Source organism: Massilia sp. 2TAF26 (genome assembly GCF_052115005.1).
GTDB lineage: Bacteria > Pseudomonadota > Gammaproteobacteria > Burkholderiales > Burkholderiaceae_D > Telluria.
In genome coordinates this window covers 1-19,096 of sequence record NZ_JBFRFV010000050.1, presented here as the reverse complement: position 1 = coordinate 19,096, position 19,096 = coordinate 1, and the positions used below count along the sequence as shown (strand labels likewise).

Here is a 19,096-nt window from a genome sequence, read left to right as displayed (position 1 = left end):
CCGACAAAGAAATGGTGATGCCGGGCGATAACGTGTCGATCACCGTCAAGCTGATCGCCCCGATCGCGATGGAAGAAGGTCTGCGCTTCGCAATCCGCGAAGGCGGCCGTACCGTCGGCGCCGGCGTGGTTGCCAAGATCATCGCCTAAGCAGTAAATAGCTTCACACCGGGAGGGACGTTCCTGTTCCTCCCAACAACAGAGTGTTGCGCGGTGCGTCCGCACCGCGTATAATGCTCGATTCAGCTAGAAGTTTATGTAGGGGAGTAGCTCAATTGGCAGAGCGTCGGTCTCCAAAACCGAAGGTCGCGGGTTCGATTCCCTCCTCCCCTGCCACCGAATTCGGTGCTCAGCACCCGAAAGTAAATTAAGTATGTCTAATCAATCCGTGCAAACCGTCAGCACCTCGAACGACAAGTTCAAGGTTGCGCTGGCAGCGATTGCTACGATTGCAGGCGTGGTTGGCTTTTTCATTCTGAAAGGCCAGAACAAACCAGCTCTGGTGTGCGCAGGCGCACTCGTGGCTGGTTTGGTCGTTGCCGTCCTGCTGTTGTGGACTTCCGCTACCGGGCGCGACTTCCTGGGCTTCGCCAAAGAGGCCGTGCGCGAGACGAAGAAGGTTGTTTGGCCCACTCGCAAGGAAGCGACCCAGATCACCATGGTGGTTTTCGGTTTCGTCCTCGTGATGGCGATTTTCCTGTGGGGCACGGATAAGATTCTCGAATTCCTGATGTACGACGTGATCCTGGGGTGGAAACAATAATGAGCGAAAACGTGCAAGATAACGTGCCGGGCGACGCCCCGGCACAAGACGCTGGTGCGCCGCTGAGTACTCCGGTCAGCAACAAGCGCTGGTACGTCGTGCATGTCTATTCCGGCATGGAAAAGAGCGTGATGCGCGGCCTGACCGAACGCATCGAGCGCGGCGGCATGCAAGAACAATTCGGCCGCATCCTGGTCCCGACCGAAGAAGTGGTCGAGGTCAAGAACGGCAGCAAATCGGTGTCCGAGCGCCGCTTCTTCCCGGGTTATGTGCTGGTCGAGATGGAAATGACCGATGAGTCCTGGCACCTCGTGAAGAACACGCCGAAAGTCACCGGCTTCATCGGCGGCAAGAGCAACAAGCCGACCCCGATCCCGGCCCGCGAAATCGACAAGATCATGCAGCAGGTCCAGGAAGGCGTCGAAAAGCCGAGGCCCAAAGTGCTGTACGAAGTGGGCGAACAGGTGCGTATCAAGGAAGGCCCGTTCACCGACTTCAACGGCAACGTCGAGGAAGTCAACTACGAAAAATCGAAGGTGCGTGTCACTGTCACCATCTTCGGCCGCGCAACTCCGGTGGAACTGGAGTTCGGGCAGGTAGAGAAAGTCTAAAAGCGCTGAATCGGAGCGTCGCAGCAGCAAGGCGGAATCCGGTAAGAGGAGCTCCGCCTGATAAGTGGTACAGGTGGAGCGCTACCACTCAATCGAGAGATTAGGAGCCATCATGGCAAAGAAAATCATCGGTTTTATCAAGCTGCAAGTGCCGGCTGGTAAAGCAAACCCCTCCCCCCCGATCGGTCCGGCCCTGGGCCAGCGCGGTCTGAACATCATGGAATTCTGCAAGGCCTTCAATGCCAAGACCCAAGGCATGGAACCGGGCATGCCGATTCCGGTGGTGATCACCGCCTTCGCGGACAAGTCCTTCACCTTCGAGATGAAGACCCCGCCGGCGACCTACCTGATCAAGAAGCTGTCGGGCGTCACCAAGGGTTCGGCCAAGCCGCACACCGACAAGGTCGGCACCCTGACCCGCGCCCAGGCTGAAGAAATCGCAAAAACCAAACAGCCGGACCTGACCGCTGCCGACCTGGACGCCGCTGTGCGCGTCATCGCCGGCTCGGCACGTTCGATGGGCATCACGGTGGAGGGTATCTAAATGGCTAAGCTGTCCAAGCGCGTCAAAGAAATGAAAGCCAAAGTGGATCGTAACAAGGTCTACGCTTTCGACAACGCAGTCGCAATCGTCAAAGAATTCGCTACCGCCAAGTTCAACGAGTCGATCGACGTCGCCGTCCAGCTGGGCGTGGACCCGAAGAAGTCGGACCAGGTCGTTCGCGGTTCCGTCGTTCTGCCGGCAGGTACCGGCAAGACCGTCCGCGTCGCTGTGTTCGCACAGGGCGACAAGGCCGAGCAGGCTAAAGCCGCCGGCGCCGACATCGTCGGTATGGAAGACCTGGCAGAGCGCGTGAAGGCCGGCGACATGCCGTTCGACATCGTGATCGCTTCGCCGGACACCATGCGTATCGTCGGTACCCTGGGTCAGATCCTGGGCCCGCGCGGCCTGATGCCGAACCCGAAGGTCGGCACCGTGACCCCGGACGTCGCTACCGCCGTCAAGAACGCCAAGGCCGGTCAGGTTCAGTACCGTACCGACAAGGCTGGTATCGTTCACGCCACCATCGGCCGCAAGTCGTTCTCGGACGAACAGCTGAAGACCAACCTGGTCGCACTGATCGACGCCCTGAACAAGGCCAAGCCGGCATCGTCGAAAGGCGTGTACCTGCGCAAGGTCGCTCTGTCGTCGACCATGGGCGCTGGCGTCCGCGTCGACCAGGGCACCCTGGCTGCCTAAGAAATAACGGAGCGTTAGCGCTCTTCGACGAAGCCGGGTTGACTGGCTTCTTCGACGAAGCCAGGTTAACTGGCTTCGTCGTCCCCGCGAAGGCGGGGATCCAAGTTTTAGACCCTGTAGTTGTTACGCGGGGCAGATCTTTGGGCTGGTGGGGCAACCCGCCAGGCAATCAAAGACCGTTGGGCCGAAAGCAGAGCGAGTTTTAGCACTGGCCGGAGGTTAATAGACAAACCCAACGCAGATGGCGAACCCGAACAAGTTTTGTAGTCGATGCTTTTGTCGTACTTCTTAACTTCGGACGCCGTGTTCGAACCGATGCGGGGGATGTCCCTCACATCATTTAAGGAGATTGACCGTGGGTCTTAATCTGAATGACAAAAAGGTCGTCGTCGAAGAAGTTAGCGCAAAAGTAGCAACCGCGCAAACCATCGTCGTCGCCGAGTACCGTGGCATCCAGGTTAGTGCTCTGACGAAACTCCGTGCAAATGCTCGTTCGCAGGGTGTGTACCTGCGTGTTCTGAAGAACACGCTGGCACGTCGCGCTGTGGAAGGCACCCAGTTCGCACCGCTGGCTGAGACCATGGTTGGTCCGCTGATCTACTCGATCTCGGATGACGCCGTTGCCGCAGCTAAAGTGATCGCTGACTTCTCCAAAACCAACGACAAGCTGGTGGTGAAGGGCGGTAACTACGCTGGTAAGAACCTGGATGTCGCTGGCGTCACCGCGCTGGCAAGCATCCCGAGCCGTGAAGTCCTCATCGCCCAGCTGCTGGGCGTCATGCAGGCTCCGGTTTCCGGCTTTGCACGAGTTCTGGCTGCCGTGGCAGCACAAAAAGGCGAAGGTTCCGCAGCTCCGGCAGAAGCCGAAGCGGAACCGGCAGCGGCTGAATAAGCCCTGGCTTTTTTGCTCAAGTACTAATCACACACTAAATATTTGGAGTTTCAAATGGCAATTAGCAAAGAAGAGTTCCTGGACGCAGTTGGCGCAATGTCGGTCATGGAACTGAACGACCTGGTCAAGGCTTTCGAAGAGAAGTTCGGCGTGTCGGCAGCTGCAATGGCAGCCCCGGCAGCTGGCGGTGCCGCTGGCGCCGGCGCAGCCGCTGCTGAAGAGCAGACCGAATTCAACGTCGTGCTGGCTGAAGTCGGCGCGAACAAGGTCGGCGTCATCAAGGCCGTCCGCGAAATCACCGGTCTGGGCCTGAAAGAAGCCAAGGACCTGGTCGACGGCGCACCGAAGACCGTCAAGGAAGCCCTGCCGAAAGCTGACGCTGAAGCCGCCAAGAAGAAGCTGGAAGAAGCTGGCGCCAAGGCCGAGCTCAAGTAATACATATGCAAAGGGCGCTGGCAAAGGCGCCCCGAGCCGGAGTCAAAGCTTGCAGACCCCCGCCGGAAGGTGGGGTATGCGGCTTTGGCTCTTTTGTCGTCCCTGCAGCACTTGTACTACCCCGGCAGCACAGCAGTAATCAGCAGTAATCGTATCACAGCAGTACCGGCTGTCCCTTAATACCTGGCGGAACGCGACGAGTTTTGAGGCCTTGCATGTGGTGCGTCGACCACTGGCAATTCCTGAAGTCTCATCCCTTTCTGTCACTCACGGAGTGTCCATGCACTACTCATTTACTGAGAAGAAACGCATTCGCAAGTCGTTCGCGAAGCGCGCCAACGTTCACAACGTTCCCTATCTCCTGGCTACACAGCTGGAGTCTTACGAGAATTTCCTGCAGGCGGACGCAGGTCCCTCCGCACGCAAGAACGAAGGCCTGCAGTCGGCTTTCAGCTCCATTTTCCCGATCGTGTCGCACAACGGTTTTGCGCGCCTCGAGTTCCTCTCATACGTGCTGGGTGACCCCGCTTTCGATGTCAAGGAATGCCAACAACGCGGTCTGACCTTCGCGTCGCCGCTGCGCGCCAAGGTGCGTCTGGTGATCCTGGACAAGGAATCGCCGACCAAGCCGGTCGTGAAAGAGATGAAGGAACAGGAAGTGTACATGGGCGAACTGCCGCTCATGACCGCCAACGGCTCGTTCGTCATCAACGGCACCGAACGCGTGATCGTCTCGCAGCTGCACCGCTCGCCGGGCGTGTTCTTCGAGCACGACCGCGGCAAGACCCACTCGTCGGGCAAGCTGCTGTTCTCGGCACGTATCATTCCCTACCGCGGCTCCTGGCTGGACTTCGAATTCGACCCGAAGGACATCCTGTTCTTCCGCGTCGACCGCCGCCGCAAGATGCCGGTGACGATCCTGCTGAAAGCCATCGGCATGACGCCGGAGCAGATCCTCGCCAACTTCTTCGTGTTCGACAACTTCAATCTGCGCTCGGAAGGCGCGGAACTGGAATTCGTGGCCGAGCGCCTGCGCGGCGAAGTCGCGCGCTTCGACATCGTCGATCCGAAGACCGGCAAGACCCTGGTGCAAAAAGACAAGCGCATCAACGCCAAGCACGTGCGCGACATCGAAGCCGCCGGCATCACCTATATCTCGGTGCCCGAAGACTACCTGGTCGGCCGCGTGCTGGCCAATAACGTGGTCGACGGCGAAACCGGCGAGATCATCGCCAACGCCAACGACGAGCTGACCGACGAGCTGCTGGGCAAGCTGCGCGACGCCAACATCGCGTCCATCCAGACCCTGTACACCAACGACCTGGACCAGGGCGCCTACATCTCGCAGACCCTGCGCACCGACGACACCGCCGACCAGACCGCCGCACGCGTGGCGATCTACCGCATGATGCGTCCTGGCGAACCGCCGACCGAAGAGTCGGTGGAAGCCCTGTTCAACGGCCTGTTCTACAGCCCGGAACGTTACGACCTGTCGGCCGTCGGCCGCATGAAGTTCAACCGCCGTATCGGCCGTGACGAACTGGTCGGCGACATGACCCTGTCGAACGAAGACATCCTGGCCGTGATCAAGATCCTGGTCGAGCTGCGCAATGGCCGCGGCGAAGTCGACGACATCGACCACCTGGGTAACCGCCGCGTGCGTTGCGTGGGCGAACTGGCCGAGAACCAGTTCCGCGCCGGTCTCGTGCGCGTCGAGCGCGCCGTCAAGGAGCGTCTGGGCCAGGCCGAAGCCGACAACCTGATGCCGCACGACCTGATCAACAGCAAGCCGATCTCGGCCGCGATCCGCGAATTCTTCGGTTCGTCGCAGCTGTCGCAGTTCATGGACCAGACCAACCCGCTGTCGGAAATCACGCACAAGCGCCGCGTTTCCGCACTGGGCCCGGGCGGCCTGACCCGCGAACGCGCCGGCTTCGAAGTGCGCGACGTGCACCCGACCCACTACGGCCGCGTGTGCCCGATCGAAACGCCTGAAGGCCCGAACATCGGCCTGATCAACTCGCTGGCACTGTATGCCCGCCTGAACGAATACGGCTTCCTGGAAACCCCGTACCGCAAGGTCGAAGGTTCGAAAGTCACCGACAAGATCGAATACCTGTCGGCGATCGAAGAAGGCCGCTACATCATCGCCCAGGCGAACGCCGCGATCAACGCGGAAGGCCAGCTGGTCGACGAACTGGTGTCGGCACGTGAAGCAGGCGAAACCATCCTGGTCTCGCCGGAACGCATCCAGTACATGGACGTGGCCCCGGGCCAGGTCGTGTCGGTGGCAGCTTCGCTGATTCCGTTCCTCGAGCACGATGACGCGAACCGTGCACTGATGGGCGCTAACATGCAGCGCCAGGCCGTGCCTTGCCTGCGTCCGGAAAAAGCCTTCGTCGGTACCGGCATCGAGCGCACCGTGGCGGTCGACTCGGGCACCACCGTGCAGGCCACCCGTGGCGGCCTGGTCGACTACGTCGACGCCGGCCGTGTGGTGATCCGCGTGAACGACGACGAGGCGCAAGCCGGCGAAGTCGGTGTGGACATCTACAACCTGATCAAGTACACCCGTTCGAACCAGAACACCAACATCAACCAGCGTCCGATCGTGAAAGTGGGCGATCGCGTGGCACGCGGCGACGTCATCGCCGACGGCGCCTCGACCGACCTGGGCGAACTGGCACTGGGCCAGAACATGCTGGTGGCCTTCATGCCGTGGAACGGCCTGAACTTCGAGGACTCGATCCTCATCTCGGAGAATGTCGTCAAGGACGACCGCTACACCTCGATCCACATCGAGGAACTGTCGGTGGTTGCCCGCGACACCAAGCTGGGTCCTGAAGAAATCACCCGCGACATCTCGAACCTGGCTGAGAACCAGCTGGCGCGTCTGGATGAATCCGGCATCGTCTATATCGGTGCCGAAGTGCAGGCCGGCGACGTGCTGGTCGGTAAGGTGACCCCGAAAGGCGAAACCCAGCTGACCCCGGAAGAGAAGCTGCTGCGCGCGATCTTCGGCGAAAAAGCGTCCGACGTGAAGGACACCTCGCTGCGCGTGCCGTCGGGCATGGTCGGTACCGTGATCGACGTGCAAGTCTTCACCCGTGAAGGCATCGTCCGCGACAAGCGCGCCCAGCAGATCATCGACGACGAGCTGAAGCGCTTCCGCCTGGACCTGAACGACCAGCTGCGTATTGTCGAAGGCGACGCCTTCCAGCGTCTGGAACGTCTGCTGGTCGGCAAGACCGTCAACGGCGGTCCGAAGAAGCTGGCCAAGGGCGCCGTGATCAGCAAGGAATACCTGGCTGACCTCGACAAGTTCCACTGGTTCGACATCAGGCCGAGCGACGACGAAACCGCCAACGCACTGGAGGCGATGAAGGAGTCGATCAACGAGAAGCGTCACCAGTTCGACCTGGCCTTCGAAGAGAAGCGCAAGAAGCTGACCCAGGGCGACGAGCTGCAGCCGGGCGTGCAGAAGATGGTCAAGGTCTACCTGGCCGTCAAGCGCCGCCTGCAGTCGGGCGACAAGATGGCAGGCCGTCACGGTAACAAGGGTGTGGTCTCGCGTATCGTTCCGGTGGAAGACATGCCGTTCATGGCTGACGGTACCCCGGCCGACGTCGTGCTGAACCCGCTGGGCGTGCCATCGCGTATGAACGTCGGTCAGATCCTGGAAACCCACCTCGGTTGGGCAGCGAAGGGTCTGGGCCTGCGTCTGGGCGAAATGATCAAGGCCAAGGCACAGACCGAGCAGCTGCGCGCTTTCCTGGGCAAGATCTACAACGAGACCGGCAAGTCGGAAGACCTGGACAGCTTCAGCGACGAGGAAATCGTCGAACTGGCGAACAACCTCAAGAACGGCGTGCCGTTCGCGACCCCGGTGTTCGACGGTGCGCACGAAGATGAAATCCGCCGCATGCTGGATCTGGCCTTCCCGGACGAGATCGCGGCCCACCTGGGCATGACCCCGTCGAAGAACCAGGTCACGATGTACGACGGCCGCACCGGCGAAGCATTCGAGCGCAAGGTCACCGTCGGCTTCATGCACATGCTGAAGCTGCACCACCTGGTCGACGACAAGATGCACGCCCGTTCGACCGGCCCGTACTCGCTGGTGACCCAGCAGCCGCTGGGCGGTAAAGCCCAGTTCGGTGGCCAGCGCTTCGGTGAGATGGAGGTGTGGGCACTGGAAGCGTACGGCGCCTCGTACGTGCTGCAGGAAATGCTGACCGTGAAGTCGGACGACGTGAATGGCCGTACCAAGGTGTACGAGAACCTGGTCAAGGGCGACCACGTGATCGATGCAGGTATGCCGGAATCGTTCAACGTGCTGGTGAAAGAGATTCGTTCGCTGGGTATCGATATCGATCTGGAACGCAACTAAGACAGCAGTACGGTACCGCGGCTATGCCGGTACCGTCGTCCCCGCGAAGGCGGGGATCCAAGTTTGGCGGTATGCCACGAACTTGGGTTCCCGCCTTCGCGGGGACGACGAAGTAAGCGTAGCGTGGTAGGAAGTAAAGAATTCAATCACCCGGAGTGATAAATGAAAGCACTGCTCGATCTATTCAAGCAAGTTCAGCAAAACGAGAGCTTCGACGCCATCAAGATTGGYCTGGCGTCGCCCGAGAAAATCCGTTCGTGGTCGTACGGCGAAGTCAAGAAGCCGGAAACCATCAACTACCGTACCTTCAAGCCGGAGCGTGACGGTCTGTTCTGCGCCAAGATCTTTGGCCCGATCAAGGACTACGAGTGCCTGTGCGGCAAATACAAGCGCCTGAAGCACCGCGGCGTSATCTGCGAGAAGTGCGGCGTCGAAGTCACGCTGGCCAAGGTGCGCCGTGAGCGCATGGGCCACATCGAGCTGGCCTCGCCGGTCGCCCACATCTGGTTCCTGAAATCGCTGCCGTCGCGTCTGGGCATGGTCCTGGACATGACCCTGCGCGATATCGAACGCGTTCTGTACTTCGAAGCATACGTCGTGACCGATCCGGGCATGACCCCGCTGAAGAAGTGCCAGATCATGTCGGAAGACGACTACGCCGCCAAGTACGAAGAGTACGGCGACGATTTCACCGCATTCATGGGCGCCGAAGGCATCCGTGAACTGCTGCGCTCGATCGACATCGACCGCGAAGCCGAAGCGCTGCGCGTCGAACTGAAAGAGTCGAAGTCGGAAGCGAAGATCAAGAAATACGCCAAGCGCCTGAAAGTGCTCGAGGCATTCCAGCGCTCGGGCATCAAGCCCGAGTGGATGATCATGGAAGTGCTCCCGGTTCTGCCGCCGGAGCTGCGTCCGCTCGTCCCGCTGGATGGCGGCCGTTTCGCGACCTCCGACCTGAACGACCTGTACCGCCGCGTCATCAACCGTAACAACCGTCTGAAGCGCCTGATGGAACTGCGCGCGCCGGAAATCATTACGCGTAACGAGAAGCGCATGCTGCAGGAAGCAGTGGACTCGCTGCTGGACAACGGCCGTCGCGGCAAGGCGATGACCGGCGCCAACAAGCGTCCGCTGAAGTCGCTGGCCGAAATGATCAAGGGTAAGGGCGGCCGCTTCCGTCAGAACCTGCTGGGCAAGCGCGTCGACTACTCGGGCCGTTCGGTCATCGTGGTGGGTCCGCAGCTGAAACTGCACCAGTGCGGCCTGCCGAAGCTGATGGCCCTCGAGCTGTTTAAACCTTTTATCTTCAACAAGCTGGAACTGATGGGTCTGGCAACGACCATCAAGGCCGCGAAGAAGCTGGTAGAGCAGCAAGAGCCAGTCGTGTGGGACATCCTCGAAGAAGTCATCAAGGAACACCCGGTCATGCTGAACCGTGCGCCGACCCTGCACCGTCTGGGTATCCAGGCGTTCGAGCCGGTGCTGATCGAAGGCAAGGCAATCCAGCTGCACCCGCTGGTCTGCGCGGCGTTCAACGCCGACTTCGACGGTGACCAGATGGCAGTCCACGTCCCGCTGTCGATCGAAGCGCAGATGGAAGCCCGCACCCTGATGCTGGCCTCGAACAACATCCTGTTCCCGTCGAACGGCGAACCGTCGATCGTGCCGTCCCAGGATATCGTGCTGGGTCTGTACTACGCGACCCGCGAGGCGATCAACGCCAAGGGCGAAGGCATGATGTTCCCGGACGTGTCGGAAGTCATCCGCGCGTACGACAACAAGGAAGTCGAGCTGGCGACCCGCATCACCGTGCGTATCGTCGAGTTCCCGAAGAACGAGCAGGGCGGTTTCGACCAGACCCTGACCCGCTACGAGACCACGGTCGGCCGTGCGATCCTGTCCGAGATCCTGCCGAAAGGCCTGCCGTTCTCGGTGCTGAACCGCGCGCTGAAGAAGAAGGAAATCTCGAAGCTGATCAACACTTCGTTCCGCAAGTGCGGCCTGCGTGCCACCGTCGTGTTTGCCGACAAGCTGATGCAGTCGGGCTTCCGCCTGGCGACCCGCGCCGGTATCTCGATCGCCGTGGACGACATGCTGATCCCGGACGTCAAGAAGACCATGATCGCGACCGCCGAAGCGGAAGTGAAGCAGATCGAGCAGCAGTACGCTTCGGGTCTGGTCACCGCCGGCGAGCGTTACAACAAGGTCGTCGACATCTGGGGCAAGACCTCGGACGAAGTCGGCAAGGCGATGATGGACCAGCTGAAAGTGGAACCGGTCGTCAAGCGCGACGGCAGCCACGGCACCCAGGAATCGTTCAACGCGATTTACATGATGGCCGACTCGGGCGCCCGTGGTTCGGCAGCCCAGATTCGCCAGCTGGCCGGTATGCGAGGCCTGATGGCCAAGCCGGACGGCTCGATTATCGAGACGCCGATTACCGCGAACTTCCGCGAAGGCCTGAACGTTCTGCAGTACTTCATCTCGACCCACGGCGCCCGTAAGGGTCTGGCCGACACCGCGCTGAAGACCGCGAACTCGGGTTACCTGACCCGCCGCCTGGTCGACGTGACCCAGGACCTGGTGGTGATCGAGGACGATTGCGGCACCACCAACGGCACGCACATGAAGGCGATGGTCGAAGGCGGTGAAGTCATCGAGCCGCTGCGCGACCGTATCCTCGGCCGCGTCGCAGGCACCGACATCGTCAATCCGGAAACGCAGGAGACCCTGTTCGAAGCCGGCACCCTGCTGGACGAAGACATGGTCGAAGAGATCGAGCGCGTCGGTATCGACGAAGTCAAGGTCCGCACCCCGCTGAACTGCGACACCCGTTATGGCCTGTGCGCGAAGTGCTACGGCCGTGACCTGGGCCGCGGCATGCTGGTGAACAGCGGCGAAGCGGTCGGTGTGGTCGCTGCGCAGTCGATCGGTGAGCCGGGTACCCAGCTGACCATGCGTACTTTCCACATCGGTGGTGCGGCATCGCGTGCGGCGGTGGCATCGTCGGTCGAAGCCAAGTCGAACGGCACGGTCCGCTTCACCGCGACCATGCGTTACGTCACCAACGGCAAGGGCGCGCAGATCGTCATCTCGCGTTCGGGCGAAGTGCTGATCACCGACGACCACGGCCGTGAGCGCGAGCGTCACAAGGTGCCGTACGGCGCGACCCTGACCGTCCATGACGGCATGGTGGTGAAGGCCGGCGTGGCGCTGGCAACCTGGGATCCGCTGACCCGTCCGATCATCACGGAATACGGCGGCACGATCAAGTTCGAAAACGTGGAAGAGGGCGTCACCGTCGCGCGCCAGGTCGATGAGGTCACTGGCCTGTCGACCCTGGTCGCGATCGATCCGAAGCGCCGCGGTTCGGGCAAGACCCTGCGTCCGCAGGTCAAGCTGCTGAACGAAGAAGGCCAGGAAGTCAAGATCGCCGGCACCGAGCACGCCGTGACGATCGGCTTCCAGGTCGGCGCGCTGATCATGGTGAAGGACGGCCAGCAGGCATCGGTGGGTGAAGTGCTGGCACGTATCCCGACCGAGTCGCAGAAGACCCGTGACATTACCGGTGGTCTGCCGCGCGTTGCCGAGCTGTTCGAAGCCCGTTCGCCGAAAGACGCCGGCATGCTGGCGGAAGTCACCGGTACGGTCGCCTTCGGTAAGGAAACCAAGGGCAAGCAGCGCCTGGAAATCACCGACATGGACGGCAACAAGCACGAGTTCCTGATCACCAAGGACAAGCAAGTGCTGGTGCACGACGGCCAGGTGGTGAACAAGGGCGAGATGATCGTGGACGGCCCGGCCGATCCTCAGGACATCCTGCGCCTGCTGGGTATCGAAGCGCTGGCCCGCTACATCGTCGACGAAGTGCAGGACGTGTACCGTCTGCAGGGCGTGAAGATCAACGACAAGCACATCGAGGTGATCGTTCGCCAGATGCTGCGCCGTGTCCAGATCGTCGAAGCCGGCGACACCGACTACATCGTCGGCGAGCAGGTGGAGCGTTCGGAACTGCTGGAAGCGAACGACCGCATCGAAGCCGCGGGCAAGCTGCCGGCGACTTACGAAAACGTGCTGCTCGGTATTACCAAGGCATCGCTGTCGACCGACTCCTTCATCTCGGCCGCATCGTTCCAGGAAACCACCCGCGTGCTGACCGAAGCGGCGATCATGGGCAAGCGCGACGGTCTGCGCGGCCTGAAGGAAAACGTCATCGTCGGCCGCCTGATCCCTGGCGGTACCGGTCTGGCCTTCCACCGCGCCCGCAAGGAAAAAGAGGCGTGGGAAGCGGAAGAGCGCCAGCAGCTGCTGCAGCAGGAGAAGGCCAATATGGCTGCCGAGCTGCAGGCGATGGAAGACCAGCAGAATGCTGCGGCTTCGATCGAGCAGCATCATGGCGACGGCGAGTAATCCACTGCGCTTCAGCTTTTAGCCGGTTCACCGGCTAGCCAGGAACGGCACCTTCGGGTGCCGTTTTTTTTCGCCCATCGGAAATGTCAATTCGCCGTGCATATCCCATGCGTATGTTGTGCATACGCCACCTTGTCTAGACATTTGCATTGACACAACATTACCAAATGTTAATACTCGTGAAGTTTTCGTAACGAAAATATTTTGCAAGAGCTGATACAAGTTCTTTCGTGTGTAAAGTTATGTAAAGAAGACCTGCCGGGAAGACTTGTCGTTTGCTGATGTATCTGTTGTCCAGTTGTCTTAATAATAGGGAGAGATATGTTGCATAAAGAAAAACAAGTGTCGAGAGTGTCCGTGCTGCGCCGGTCCGCAGTTTCACTGGCAGTCGGTATGTGCTTCATCGGCGCCGCATGGGCTGCTGAAACCGGCGGCCTGCGCATTTCGATTACCGGAGCGGGTGGCAAGCCTGTCGCTGGCGCGACGGTGAAGATCAGCTCGCCAAGCAGCCTGGTGACCAAGACTGTCGTGACCGAGGCGGATGGTTCGGTCCGCGTTGCGGGCCTGGACCCGGCAAGCGACTACAAGATCGAAGTGGTAGCGCCCGGCTATTCGGCCTTCAATGCCACCGGCGTCGCGGTGGTCAGCGGCTCCAACCCCAGCGTGAGCTATAACCTGGCCGACGCCGGCGGCGCAGGCGGTGCGCAACAGGTGGTCGTCACCGGTTCGCGCCTGGCCCAGGTGGACACCACCTCCGCCACCGTCGGCACCATCCTGAACCTCGCCGTCGTCGAAGCGCTCCCGACCACCCGTAGCTACCAGGGCTATCTGCAGCTGGTGCCGGGCGTGAAACCTTCCGCCGGCGGCAACCCGTCCTCGAAATCCGGCGTCAACTACGCGGACATCGGCGGCGCCACCGGCACCTCCTCGGACAACGTCTACATCCTCGACGGCGTCGACGTCACCGACCCGTTGACCGGCACCTTCGGTTCGAACATCAACTCCGAGATCATCCAGGAACAGCAGATCCTCACCGGCGGCATCCCGGCCGAGTACGCAGGCGGTTCGGGCCTGGTCTCGAAGGTGATCACCAAGTCGGGTGGTAACGAGTTCCACGGCTCGGTCAACTACTACTTCCAGAACGACAGGCTGGTGTCGAAGAACCAGCACAACACCAACTCCGGCTTCTCGACCTACGATACGGCCTTCACGCTCGGCGGTCCGATCATCAAGGACAAGCTGTGGTTCTTCACCTCGTACCAGAAGAAGGGCCGCGACACCGACGTGACCAACGCCTCGACCGGCGACTTCATGCGCAAGGTGAAGCGCGACGACAAGCTGGGCTTCGCCAAGCTGACCTGGCAACCGACCGATAACGACCGCCTGTCGTACAGCTTCTTCAACGACCCGACCAGGATCAGCGGTTCGACCACGGCGACCACGCTGAACAACCGCGACACGCGTCAGGAGCAGGGCGGCACCAACAACAAGGTCGAATACTCGCGCGACATGGACAACCTGCGGGTGAACGCCTATGCCTTCAAGCACAAGGGCCAGCTGTCGACTTTCGCGGCCGACCAGTCGACCCTCAACAACGTTGCCTTCTTCAGGCCGACCACGACGCCGACCATCGCCGAGCGTAGCCTGGGTGGTGCCGGTTCGAACTCGGTCTCGTGGCGCAACCGCAAGGAGTGGGGCCTCAATGCCGAGTACTTCCTCGAAACCGCCACCGCGGGTACCCACACCTTCAAGTCCGGCTTCGTGAATTCCACCGACTCCTACACCTCGGATGCCTACCGGACCGGCCCGGAGAACGCGAACTACACCTCCATCGCGGCAGCCAACACCGGCGTCACCTTTGCCCAGCACGTCGGTTCCGGCTGGACGGGTTCGAAGAGCCTGGCCGCCGGCGATATCCCGCGTATCATCGATGCGATCAACGCCAGCCCGAACAAGACCTACTTCCTGGGCCTGCTCGACACGAACCACGACGGCGTCGTCACCGACCCCGAGATCCGGGCCTACAAGTTCGCCAGCACGGCCGGTAATCCGAACGGGCAGGTGAACGCCTATCGCATCTTCAACTCGCGCGTTGCGCCGTACACCGTGGAAGCGACCGGCAAAGCCTTCTACCTGCAGGACACGTGGACGAAGGACAAGCTGACGGTCAACGCCGGCGTGCGCACCGAAGAGTGGGTGCACCGCGATTCGGCCGGCAAGCAGACCGCCAAGTTCAAGTGGGAACTGGCGCCGCGCCTCTCGACCGTGTATGACCTGAACGGCGACGGCCGCAGCAAGGTCTGGGCATTCCTGGGCCGTTACTACGACCCGATCCGCAACAACATGTCCGACTTCGCCGGCAACGTGACCGGTCCGATCCTGGATGAACAGGTCTACCTGGGCAACCAGTGGCTGACCTTCCGCCAGCGTGGCGGTTCGGATGCCGCGATCGCACCGTCGACCAAGACCCCGTACACCGACGAGTTCATGCTCGGCTATGCCACCAACCTGGGCAAGGATTACACGCTGTCGGTCACCTACACCAAGCGCCGCACCCGCGACCTGCTCGAGGACTACGACCTGGCGCTGTACTCGGATCCGAGCCTCACCGCCGCCACCGCGCCGGAAGGTTCCGCCTACCCGGGTTCGGCTTACTACCTGCCGTACTCGTACTTCGGCTACTCCGCGGCACCGAAAACGAACTATGTGATCGGCACGCTGGCAGGCGGCAAGCGCGACTACCAGGGCATCGAAGTCAGCCTGAACAAGGCAAAGCGCGATAACTGGATGGGCCAGGTTTCGTACACCTACAACGACGCCAAGGGCAATACCAACTCCGACAGTACCGCCGACTTCCAGGGCGACTGGATTGCACTCGATCCGCGCGCACCGAACGCCTACGGCCCGCAGCCGGGCAACATCAAGCACCAGTTCAAGGGCTACGGCACCTACTTCTTCAACAACGGGCTCGAGCTGAGCGGTGTGTTCAACTGGAACAGCGGCGTCCTGTACAGCAAGACCCAGCTGGTCTCCAGCCGCTACCTGCCGGTCATGGACGATCCGTACGTGAATGGCGGCGTGCTCGATTCGTGGATCACGCCGGGTTCGATCGGCGCCTTTACCGGCCCGTCGTACTACACCTTCGACGTGCGCCTGAAGTACCAGTACAGGTTCGCCGGCAGCCAGAAGGTCGAGTTCTTCCTCGACGTCTTCAACGTGCTGAACAAGCAGTCGGCCACCACGGCGATGCCGCTGGCAGCCGGCAACGGCGTCTACAAGTTCGGCGAGGCGAACGCCTGGAACGACCCGCGTCGTTTCTACTTCGGCGCACGCTACAGCTTCTAAGCTGAAAACAAAGAAGTTTCTTAAGCTTTGCCGGCCCTCGCAAGGGGCCGGTTTTTTTTGCATCCCGAACCAAAAGCCATGAGCGAACAAACCGCACTGATCATCATCGACATGCAGAAGGGCATGCGCAGCCCGACCCTGCCACCCAGGAACAACCCCCAGGCCGAAGACAACATCGCCCGCCTGCACGCCGCCTGGCGCGAATCCGGCCAGCCGGTCATCAGCGTGCGCCACATCAGCCGCTCGCCGGCGTCCGTGTTCGCGCCCGGCCAGAGCGGCGCCGAGTTCCAGGAGCGCTTCCTGCCGCTGCCGCACGAGCACGTGGTCGAGAAGAACGTGCCGGATGCCTTCATCCACACCAGTCTCGAACGCTGGCTGCATGCGCGCGCTATCCGGCATCTGGTGATCGCCGGCGTCAGCACCAATAATTCGGTGGAGGCGAGCGCGCGCACGGCCGGCAACCTGGGCTTCGGGACAGTGGTGGCGGCGGATGCCTGCTTCGCCTTCGACAAGCAGGACTTCGGCGGCACCTGGCGCAGCGCCGAGGAGGTGCATCTGATGGCGCTGGCGAACCTGCATGGGGAGTATGCGCAGGTGCTCTGCACCGACGACGTCATCGCGCAGCTGACATCCTGAGGCGATAAAAAATCCAGTTTACAGGATTTATTTATCCTATATACTGGATTTCATGGACATCAACCACCTCATCGCCCAACGCCTGCGCGAACTGCGCGACGCCCGTGGACTGACGCTCGCGCTGCTGGCCGAACGCAGCGGCGTCAGCAAATCCAATATCTCGCTGATCGAACGCGGCGAGAGCAGCGCCACCGCCACCGTGCTGGACAAGCTGTCCGCCGCCCTCGGCGTCACGGTCGCCTCGCTGTTCGAGAAGCCGGCCGACGATGCGCCGTCGCCGGTAGCACGCGCCGAGGACCAGCCTGTATGGACCGATCCCGCCTCCGGCTACGTGCGGCGCAACCTGTCGCCGGCCATGTATTCGCCGATCCAGCTGGTCGAGATCAGCTTTCCGGCGGGCCAGCGCGTCGCTTATGAAACCAGCGCGCGCGACGTCGACGTCCACCAGCAGGTCTGGATCATCGAGGGCACGATGGAAGTCGGCGTCGGCGGCACCTCCTGGACCCTGAACGCGGGCGACTGCCTCGCCATGCGCCTCGACCAGCCGATCGCCTACCACAACCCGACCGGCAAACCGGCGCGCTATCTGGTCTCGCTGGTCTCGCAGGCGCACAAGCCACCGCGGAGGGAAGCATGACGAAGGACCCGAGCATCCGCCAGCTGCGCGCCGATGAAGTCGTGCACCGCATCGGCCAGCTGGCCGACGTGCTGCTCGATTGCGTCGAAGGCGGCGCCTCGGTCAGCTTCATGCTGCCGATGGCGCGCGAGACGGCCCTGGATTTCTGGCGCAAGGTGGCGGACGGCGTCGCCCGCGGCGAGCGCACCCTGCTCGTGGCCGAGGATGACGAGGGCATCGCCGGCACCGTCCAGCTGATCACGGACATGCCGGAGAACCAGCCGCACCGCGCCGACGTCGCCAAGCTGCTGGTGCACCGGCGCGCCCGCGGCGCCGGCATCGGCCGGAAGCTGATGGAAGCGGTGGAGGATACGGCGCGCGGGCAGGGCAGGCGCGTGCTGGTGCTCGATACGGCCAGCAGCACCGCCGAAAGGCTGTACGAGCGCCTGGGCTGGCAGCGGGTCGGCGCGGTGCCGGATTATGCGTACATGCCGGATGGCGCGCTGTGTCAGACGGCCTTCTACTACAAGCACATCTGACTACGGCAGCTTCGTCATCAGCAGTTTCTTGAGGGAGGTATCGTCCGGATAGATGACATCGGTGATCCGTGGCCCACTGCGTGTCGGCGCGAGCAGGTATTGAATCGTGATCCGCTCTCCGTTCGACGGATAGCGGAAACTGACGATGACCCTGTTTGTCGTTGCGGCTTTGATGCTGAGATCGACCGCACCTGGATCCTGCGATGCATACAGCATATCGAAGTCGAGATTGCAGATTTCCTGTGTTTTGGTTACGCACTGTCGCTCCTTCACCAGCAAAGAAACCAGAGGGCCATCGAAATATTTTCCGAGGACGGAACGGCTTTGCTCGGTCACGGCTTTTCGCCGATCGGCTTCAGGAGAGTCGCACTTGGACGCGGATACCGACGGGCCGGGACAGCCGAAATCCTTGTACAGACCGTTGATGAGTTGTTCGCCCGCCGCTGGATTTGCTGCCGTCGCGATAGCGGAACAAAAACATGACAGTGCGATGGAAAGGAATAACGCAAAATGACGTGATCCGAACATGATGGCTCCTGTCGAGGGGATTAACGGCGATAGATGGCGAAGCTGGGCTTTGCACTGCGGTATCCTTGGCCAGGCCAGAAGTCCCGCTGAACAAAGTCCGAAATCCAATGCTGTCCATCCCATACCTGAATATGTCCGGATATGCTGCCGCCCGTGTACGGCTGGATGACGGCGATATCACCTGCGCGGGCCGAATAAGACTGGAGGCTGATGACTCCTATCTTTTGATAGCCATTCCTTAACAATACCCCACCCCAGTCTTTTACATGTGCCGGGTGGCCGCTGGTTTTCGCGCCGCCTGCTTCCAGAGCGAGCCGGACGTGATGTGCACAACGTCCAAGACTATGTGCTTTCGCATTTTTACGTAATGTGAGTGAAAGCTCTTTCACGTCGATCGATGGTTCAGGCATACGGTCTCCTATGTGAATGTCAAAGGCAGCACTAACCATCGCCATTCTCCTCAGCCTGAATCTTTCTTTTTTAGCGCAGGCGCAAACTTCCTAAAGTCAGGAATGTTTGTGCTGAACCCTGGTACCGTCCTCCTGACCTGATCGGAATCTTGTAGCCAATCAGAAAGTTAGTCTTCATGTTATTTTTATACATGGAGGCTAGATGAAGAAACGTTTTACCGAAGAGCAGATCATTGGGATCCTGCGCCAGGCCGCGGCCGATGGTGTAGTCATCCGAGATCT

15 protein-coding genes, 1 tRNA gene and 1 pseudogene are annotated in these 19,096 nt (G+C 61.0%); 14 read left to right on the top strand and 3 right to left on the bottom strand.

The annotated features are described in order from the left end of the window. The 14 genes and pseudogenes from AB4Z32_RS26895 to AB4Z32_RS26830 form a co-directional block, all read left to right on the top strand. A pseudogene (locus AB4Z32_RS26895) lies at positions 1-149 on the top strand (elongation factor Tu); the annotation flags it as partial. Between the two features lie 110 nt (positions 150-259). Next, positions 260-335, top strand: a tRNA-Trp gene (locus tag AB4Z32_RS26890). Between the two features lie 37 nt (positions 336-372). Next, complete coding sequence (secE, locus tag AB4Z32_RS26885) at positions 373-762, top strand: preprotein translocase subunit SecE (RefSeq protein ID WP_442124886.1); 390 nt, start codon at positions 373-375, stop codon at positions 760-762. Continuing rightward, positions 762-1,373: a transcription termination/antitermination protein NusG gene (nusG, locus tag AB4Z32_RS26880; protein ID WP_442124885.1), complete on the top strand. Its 612-nt coding sequence runs from the start codon at positions 762-764 to the stop codon at positions 1,371-1,373. The genes secE and nusG overlap by 1 nt, the downstream gene beginning before the upstream one ends. A 112-nt stretch (positions 1,374-1,485) precedes the next feature. After that, positions 1,486-1,917, top strand: coding sequence for a 50S ribosomal protein L11 (gene rplK, locus AB4Z32_RS26875; RefSeq protein ID WP_258846865.1), 432 nt, complete (start codon positions 1,486-1,488; stop codon positions 1,915-1,917). After that, complete coding sequence (rplA, locus tag AB4Z32_RS26870) at positions 1,918-2,613, top strand: 50S ribosomal protein L1 (protein ID WP_442124884.1); 696 nt, start codon at positions 1,918-1,920, stop codon at positions 2,611-2,613. It begins immediately after the preceding gene. Positions 2,614-2,968: 355 nt separating this feature from the next. Beyond that, complete coding sequence (gene rplJ, locus AB4Z32_RS26865; RefSeq protein ID WP_442124883.1) at positions 2,969-3,505, top strand: 50S ribosomal protein L10; 537 nt, start codon at positions 2,969-2,971, stop codon at positions 3,503-3,505. Between the two features lie 54 nt (positions 3,506-3,559). After that, positions 3,560-3,940, top strand: a complete 381-nt coding sequence (gene rplL / locus AB4Z32_RS26860) for a 50S ribosomal protein L7/L12 (protein ID WP_442124882.1) — start codon at positions 3,560-3,562, stop codon at positions 3,938-3,940. A 280-nt stretch (positions 3,941-4,220) separates the two neighbouring features. Further along, complete coding sequence (gene rpoB, locus AB4Z32_RS26855) at positions 4,221-8,330, top strand: DNA-directed RNA polymerase subunit beta (RefSeq protein WP_442124881.1); 4,110 nt, start codon at positions 4,221-4,223, stop codon at positions 8,328-8,330. A gap of 162 nt (positions 8,331-8,492) precedes the next feature. Then, positions 8,493-12,740 (top strand): DNA-directed RNA polymerase subunit beta', encoded by a 4,248-nt coding sequence (gene rpoC, locus AB4Z32_RS26850; RefSeq protein WP_442124880.1) that lies wholly within the window; start codon positions 8,493-8,495, stop codon positions 12,738-12,740. A gap of 393 nt (positions 12,741-13,133) precedes the next feature. Beyond that, positions 13,134-16,085, top strand: coding sequence for a carboxypeptidase regulatory-like domain-containing protein (locus tag AB4Z32_RS26845; protein ID WP_442124879.1), 2,952 nt, complete (start codon positions 13,134-13,136; stop codon positions 16,083-16,085). 78 nt (positions 16,086-16,163) lie between these two features. Continuing rightward, the gene (locus AB4Z32_RS26840) at positions 16,164-16,721 is read left to right on the top strand and encodes a cysteine hydrolase family protein (RefSeq protein ID WP_442124878.1); all 558 of its coding nucleotides are present in this window, start codon (positions 16,164-16,166) and stop codon (positions 16,719-16,721) included. Between the two features lie 52 nt (positions 16,722-16,773). Then, the gene (locus AB4Z32_RS26835; protein ID WP_442124877.1) at positions 16,774-17,358 is read left to right on the top strand and encodes a helix-turn-helix domain-containing protein; all 585 of its coding nucleotides are present in this window, start codon (positions 16,774-16,776) and stop codon (positions 17,356-17,358) included. Continuing rightward, positions 17,355-17,876: a GNAT family N-acetyltransferase gene (locus AB4Z32_RS26830; protein WP_442124876.1), complete on the top strand. Its 522-nt coding sequence runs from the start codon at positions 17,355-17,357 to the stop codon at positions 17,874-17,876. The genes AB4Z32_RS26835 and AB4Z32_RS26830 overlap by 4 nt, the downstream gene beginning before the upstream one ends. Here AB4Z32_RS26830 and AB4Z32_RS26825 read toward each other — a convergent pair whose 3' ends face one another. From AB4Z32_RS26825 to AB4Z32_RS26815, 3 genes are all read right to left on the bottom strand, one after another. Next, positions 17,877-18,404 carry a DUF3828 domain-containing protein gene (locus AB4Z32_RS26825; protein WP_442124875.1) on the bottom strand — a complete coding sequence of 176 codons (528 nt, stop codon included), beginning with the start codon at positions 18,402-18,404 and terminating at the stop codon, positions 17,877-17,879. Between the two features lie 20 nt (positions 18,405-18,424). Beyond that, positions 18,425-18,814, bottom strand: a complete 390-nt coding sequence (locus AB4Z32_RS26820) for a hypothetical protein (protein WP_442124874.1) — start codon at positions 18,812-18,814, stop codon at positions 18,425-18,427. Between the two features lie 70 nt (positions 18,815-18,884). Next, positions 18,885-19,096: hypothetical protein (locus tag AB4Z32_RS26815; RefSeq protein WP_442124873.1), on the bottom strand; the 212-nt coding region annotated here is incomplete at its 5' end.